This window comes from Alcanivorax sp. P2S70, from assembly GCF_000475295.1.
Taxonomy (GTDB): Bacteria; Pseudomonadota; Gammaproteobacteria; order Pseudomonadales; family Alcanivoracaceae; genus Alcanivorax; species Alcanivorax profundi.
The window spans coordinates 1-5561 of the sequence record NZ_AXBZ01000063.1 but is presented as its reverse complement, the minus strand read 5'-3'; the positions used below and the strand labels follow the sequence as shown (position 1 = coordinate 5561).

At 59.0% G+C, this 5561-nt stretch carries 5 protein-coding genes; 1 reads left to right on the top strand and 4 read right to left on the bottom strand.

Features of this window, described 5'->3' with window-relative positions; translation table 11 throughout:
* Positions 1-53 precede the first annotated feature (53 nt).
* Both Q672_RS31530 and Q672_RS31525 read right to left on the bottom strand, forming a co-directional pair.
* On the bottom strand, positions 54-767 hold the full coding sequence (locus Q672_RS31530; protein ID WP_022986525.1) for a hypothetical protein: 714 nt from the start codon (positions 765-767) through the stop codon (positions 54-56).
* 133 nt (positions 768-900) lie between these two features.
* Complete coding sequence (locus Q672_RS31525) at positions 901-1821, bottom strand: DMT family transporter (RefSeq protein WP_022986524.1); 921 nt, start codon at positions 1819-1821, stop codon at positions 901-903.
* 373 nt (positions 1822-2194) lie between these two features.
* On the opposite strand from Q672_RS31525, the gene Q672_RS31520 reads away from it, so the two are divergent.
* Positions 2195-3391, top strand: coding sequence for a hypothetical protein (locus tag Q672_RS31520; RefSeq protein WP_022986523.1), 1197 nt, complete (start codon positions 2195-2197; stop codon positions 3389-3391).
* A gap of 24 nt (positions 3392-3415) precedes the next feature.
* On the opposite strand, the gene Q672_RS31515 is transcribed toward Q672_RS31520, so the two are convergent.
* Together Q672_RS31515 and Q672_RS31510 are read right to left on the bottom strand one after the other, a co-directional pair.
* Entirely contained in the window at positions 3416-4840 is a 1425-nt protein-coding gene (locus tag Q672_RS31515; protein WP_022986522.1) for an MATE family efflux transporter, read from the bottom strand.
* A 19-nt stretch (positions 4841-4859) separates the two neighbouring features.
* On the bottom strand, positions 4860-5195 hold the full coding sequence (locus Q672_RS31510) for a YnfA family protein (RefSeq protein ID WP_022986521.1): 336 nt from the start codon (positions 5193-5195) through the stop codon (positions 4860-4862).
* Positions 5196-5561: the final 366 nt, after the last annotated feature.

The window sequence follows — 5561 nt, the reverse complement described above, 5'->3', positions numbered from 1 at the left end:
GCGAGCGACGCTCCTACGGCGTGATCCTCTTTATCACACAGCATCCAGCGTAATCACGCGCTCTCTTTAAACTCCACCGCCGCACCGTCAGTCACATGCAGGGTATTGATGTAGTCGCCCAGCGCCTTGAGCTGGGTTTCATCCAGGTCCGGCAGGGTCTTCTTCAGCATCAGGCGCATGGCGCCTTTCACTGCGGAAATCGCTGCGCTGGCCATCTTGCGCAGCACAATACCCACCTGCAGCAGGCGCACAGACTCACTGATATACACTTCCGCAGCCTGGGCAGTGAGTTTATCCAGGGTATCCATGGCCATGGAGACGAATTCCTTGGGGGTGTCGGCGCACAGGCCTGCTGCCACATCGTGCAACTCCTTTGAGAGTTCGGCAGATACCGGCACCCCCATCCAAGGCTGCACTTCGCCGTTCACTTCCACATCCAGCATCAGCGAGGCCACGTGATCCGCCATGGGGCGCATCTGGTCGTTGTCCATTTTCTTTAGCGAGGCGTTGGCAATGGAAGAGCCCGCCTTGTTGATGGTGCCGGCGGTGCTACGCACCAGCTTGGCCATGAAATTCTGCATTTCAAGCACATCAATCAGCTTGAGCAGGAAGCCATCGAGCAGGTCTTCAATCAGCAGGTCAATGGTGGCCATGGCGGCCTTGTTCTGCGGCTCGGAAACGCCGGCGCGCAGGTTGATGATCAGCTTCTCGGTTTCGCTGCGCAGCTCGGCAGAGCAGGGGAAGGCCACAAAGGGGGTGACGGCCATAGGGGACTCCAGGGTCGGTTTGATGTGTTCGGCGCGAGGTGTTGCACCGAGTGACTAGCGAGTCACATCATAAAAACCCTGGGCTGAAAGCAGCAATGACGTCGCCTGCCGGGAAGGGTCACATCCGGGCAGGTCAGGCGTCCTTGGCCGGGGAGGCGGGTCCCACTTTCTTCAATGTCAGTGCCCCGATGCTCAATAACACCAGAACCACGCCGCACCATTGCAGCAACCCGAGCTGCTCATCCGGAAACACCATAATCGCCACGCTGACGGTGACCACCGGCCCGAACATGGAAACCACGCCCGCTTCGGCAGCATTTGCACGGCTCAACCCTTCAAACAAGAGAAAAAAGGGCAACACGGTGGAGAACAGGACCAGCAACACGATCCAGCCAAAGGCTGGCAGGCTGACAACAAGGTCATCCGCAGACACCGTGGGAAGCAGCAGTGCCATCATGAGTAACAGCGTGAAGGTATTGGAAAGCTGGTTGAAGCGCACTGAACCCAGCGGTTTCATCAACGACTGGCTGGTACGCCAGAACGCGGCATAGCACAGTGCTGCGCCAAAGCCGTATAACAGGCCAAGGGCACTGATGTCTCCACCATGCCAACCGGGTAACAACAGCATGCCGATACCCATCCAGGCCACCAGAAAAATGGCCAACTGCCGTGGGCCAGGCAGGCGTCTTTGTTCCACGGACTGGGCCAGCATCAGCAGAGCAGGAAAGAGGTAGAGCACCATGCGCGATATGCTGGCGCCCAGCGCGTCAATTGCATGGAAATCACACCAGGCGCTGACAAAGAACAGGGCCCCGGTGAACGCACACACCGCCCATTGTCGAACGGACAACCGGACGGGTGGCTGGTGCCGATTGATCCACCTCGCAATCAGCCAGAACAGGGGAACGGCCAGACAGAATCGCCAGATCAGCAGCGCATTCACTGGCACCCGATACTGATAAATAATGCGGGCGAAGATGCCCTTGAAGGCCATGGCAAAGGTTGCCACCGCAACCCAAACCAGTCCGGAGTGCCACCATTGCCTGGCCGTCATCCCAACATTCCTGATGTGTCGATGGGCCCAGCATGATCCTGATAAGACGGTGACGCCAATGAACACTGGCAATGTGAATGCCTGCTGCCGGTTATAGGTGCGTCTGAGTTCCTGGACTCATGCCCGTCATTGCCCGGCCAATAACCCCGCTTTGCATACCACTGATCGGGAGAACGCAAAACCGTTGCCGCCGATACAGGCTGTTTAGTAGTCAGGGGGGAACCGAATCCGTATCCTGCGCGGCTTTTAATTGCTTCGTGTAAACGGTTACTCCTCGCACGCCGACCATACCGATAACGCTCAAAAGGCCTCAGGGGGAAAGCGGGGAACCGAATGACCACTGCCGTGATCCGGCAGTCCTCGGGAGAACAGTATGTCCACAGTGAAACCCACTGTCTGGATGGCGGCACTGGCAGGTATCAGCCTGGCCAGCGATGCCTGGGCAGATAACACCCAGGCAGAGATTCGTCGTCTTCAGCAACAGCTCGATGCCCTCAAGGCGCAGATCGATTCACCTGCTTCAACGTCGGGCTTCCCTTCCATGCCGCTTGCCTTCTTTGGCAAGGTTAGTGTCGACGCCATCTACGACGACAAAGACGCCGGGTTTGATGAGTTACTGATACCCAGCACCATACCGGGCGGTGACACCCATCAACAGCAATTCAACCTGAATGCCAAGAACAGCCAGCTGGGCTTCCGTGTGGGCGAGAGCGAAGGGCCGCATATGGTCTTCGCCGCCGATCTGTTTGGCAGCCTGGATAGCTACGAGCTGCGCATTCGTGATTTCTACTTTCAACACGGGGCCCTGCGGGCCGGCTATGGGTTTACCGCCTTGCTGGACGGCAAAGCCTGGCCTTTGACGCTTGATGCACAGGGGCCTAACAGTGCCATCTTCGCGCGGCAAACCGGCGTTCGTTGGCAGACCGATCACTGGACCGTGGCCCTGGAAGATCCAAACAGCGAAATCCAGGACCCGACCAACCAGAGCAGTGCCGTAGGCCGCCGGCCGGATGTCATCGCCACCTGGACCCAGGATTTCACTCTCGGGCATGTCAAAGCCGGTATCGTGAACCGTGAAATCGGGGTGGAGTTTGCCAACGGCGACCAGCAGTTCACCACCGCCACAGGGGGCGTACTCAGTGGCGCGCTGTCGCTGACCGATACCCTGCGTTTGCTGGCCAGCGGCAGCTATGGCGAAGGCATGGCCCACTACTATAACGACCTGTCGGGCTTCGGTGACAGCAGCATGGATGGCTATGTTTTCGCTGATGGCCTGCAACCCCTGGTGAGCCAGGGCGGGTATCTGGCAGGGGAATGGCAAGCGCTGGAAGACTGGACCCTGGCCATGGTCGCCGGGCAGGTGGTGGTGGAATCCGATGCCGCATTACCTGCCGCGGCCATGCGACGCAGCCGTTACGGCACACTCACGGCGGTCTATCAGCACACCCCACGCCTGAGTTATGGCGCTGAAGTGTCCTACGGTCTGCGTGACCGGCAGGACGGCGATCGCAGCGAAGCCCCGCGGGTACAGCTGAATCTCACCTACCGCTTTCATCACGAAAGCCACTGACGCGGATGTCAGATCCCTCTGGAATCAGCGGCCGGTGCTGGCCACTGATTCCGTGGGGTACTGGGAAACCCGAATCTCTGCCGGTGGCACGCCGACAAACTGGCGGTGCTTCCAGCCTCCGCGCACAAACCAGATCCAGGCGATCAGCGCCGTCAGCACGCTCTGTACTGGATAGGAAATCCACACCCCGGTGACCCCAAGGCTGGTGCGTTCTGTCAGCAGCCAGGCGATAGGGAACTGCAACATCCACAGCGACACCAATGCAATCGCCATCGCCGCCAGCGTATTGCCCGAGCCACGAAACGCCCCGGTGACCACAATCTGCGCCCCCAGCACGCCGTAGGCGAGGGCGGTAATACGGACAAACTGGCTGCCTTCCTGAATCACCGCCTCCGCATCCGGGATAAATAAACGCACCAGCGGTTCGGCGAAGACAAAAGCCAGTATCCCCACCAGGCTCAACCCGACAAAGGCAATCGCGCCACTCAGCCAGGTGGTGTGTTCCGCGCGTTTCAGTTCCCCCGCGCCCATGTTCTGACCGACAACCGTGGACGTGGCCTGCGAAAGCCCCAAGGCCGGAATGATCACGAAACTGAGCATGCGTGTTCCAATGCCGTAGGCCGCCAGTGCCACGGTGCCAAAGCCCGCCACCAGGGTGGTCATCACCATCAACCCGAGTGCCCGCGTCGCTTGTTCCACTGCTGCAGGCAGGCCCAGCTTCAGCAATTGCCAAAGCAGCGGAAAATCCGGTTTCAGCTGTACCAGACGAAGATGGATGCCGTAACGACCCGAAAACAACATGATCAGCCCGATCAGCGCCGCCAGCCCCTGCGTCGCCACCGTTGCCGCTGCTGCGCCGCTGACACCCAGCGCCGGGACCGGGCCGTAGCCCATGATCAGCAGTGGATCGAGCACGAAATTGAGCAACACCGTGCCGGCCACAATCCATAGCGGCGTGCGTGCATCCCCCACACCGCGCATCAGCGACTGGAAAATCACATAGGCAAACAGAAAGGGCAGGCCAATAAAGGAATATTCCAGATACTCCGTCGCCTGGGGGTGTACCGTCTCCGACGCCCCGAGAAAATCCACCAGAAACGCCGCCACATAGAAGCCGATGCCGGCCAGCAACACCGACATCACCAGCACGCCCAGCAACGCCTGGGCAGACACATGATTCACCGCATCCAGATCACCACGGCCCTTGTTCTGCGCCACCATGATGGTGCCGGCAATAGCGAGACCCACGCCTAGCGAGATCAGAAAAAACAACACCGGAAAACTCAAGGACACCGCGGCAACCGCATCCGCCCCCAAGCGGCCAACCCAGAACGTATCGGTCAGCTGATAGGCTGTCTGCAGCAGGTTGGCGAAGACAATGGGCAATGCCAGGGTAAGCAGGGCGCGTGAAATGGAACCCCGGGTCAGATCGGGCGGGTGACTGGCCAACGCTGCACTCCTGTTTTCATCACAATGAACGGCCAAAGGCCGGCGAAAAATACAGGACTGTCGCCCCGGCAAGACACAGTACCACACCGGCCATGTCCGCCCAGCTGGGGGGCTGCTTTTCCACCAGCATCCCCCAGAGCAGCGAGGCCACAATATAGACCCCGCCATACGCTGCATAAGCGCGCCCGGCAAAGTCGCTTTCTACCTGCGTTAACACCCAGGCAAAACCGGCAAGAGCCACCAGCCCCGGCAGCACCCACCACAGGCTCTGGCCTTGGCGTAGCCACATCCAGAAAGTGAAACAGCCAGCGATTTCGAGGACGGCGGCAATCGGGAACCAGAAAGCGGAAGGCATAGAAGACTCTCACAGGACATTGTGGTCATCTTAAGGAGTCTTCTGATTCTCTGCTAACGCTGGACCGCATTTGATTTAGACGTGACAGTCCTGCGGCTCAGGTAAGGCGCTCGCTCATTCGAGCACCGTTATGTGTTGCGTGGACGTATGGGTCAGCAAATCTCTACTGAGAAGGTACTGGAAAACTATGATGCTATTCAGTCAGAGACGGAGACTAATCCGCTGAACTGAATCTCGGAGCGTTGCAGGAACAGCGTTGCTGCGTGAAGACGTTAGGGCCTTGGTTGGTAGTTACCACGAGTCAGCCGCTGAGAGGCAAGATTATCCAGTGGCATGGAAGAGGTCAGATCTTTAGTTGGTCGGCCA

Bases quoted from the DNA above. Each gene is read 5' to 3' on its own strand.
- Q672_RS31520 (WP_022986523.1), top strand. From the start codon at position 2,195: ATGTCCACAGTGAAACCCACTGTCTGGATGGCGGCACTGGCAGGTATC.
- Q672_RS31530 (WP_022986525.1), bottom strand. From the start codon at position 767: ATGGCCGTCACCCCCTTTGTGGCCTTCCCCTGCTCTGCCGAGCTGCGC.
- Q672_RS31510 (WP_022986521.1), bottom strand. From the start codon at position 5,195: ATGCCTTCCGCTTTCTGGTTCCCGATTGCCGCCGTCCTCGAAATCGCT.
- Q672_RS31525 (WP_022986524.1), bottom strand. From the start codon at position 1,821: ATGACGGCCAGGCAATGGTGGCACTCCGGACTGGTTTGGGTTGCGGTG.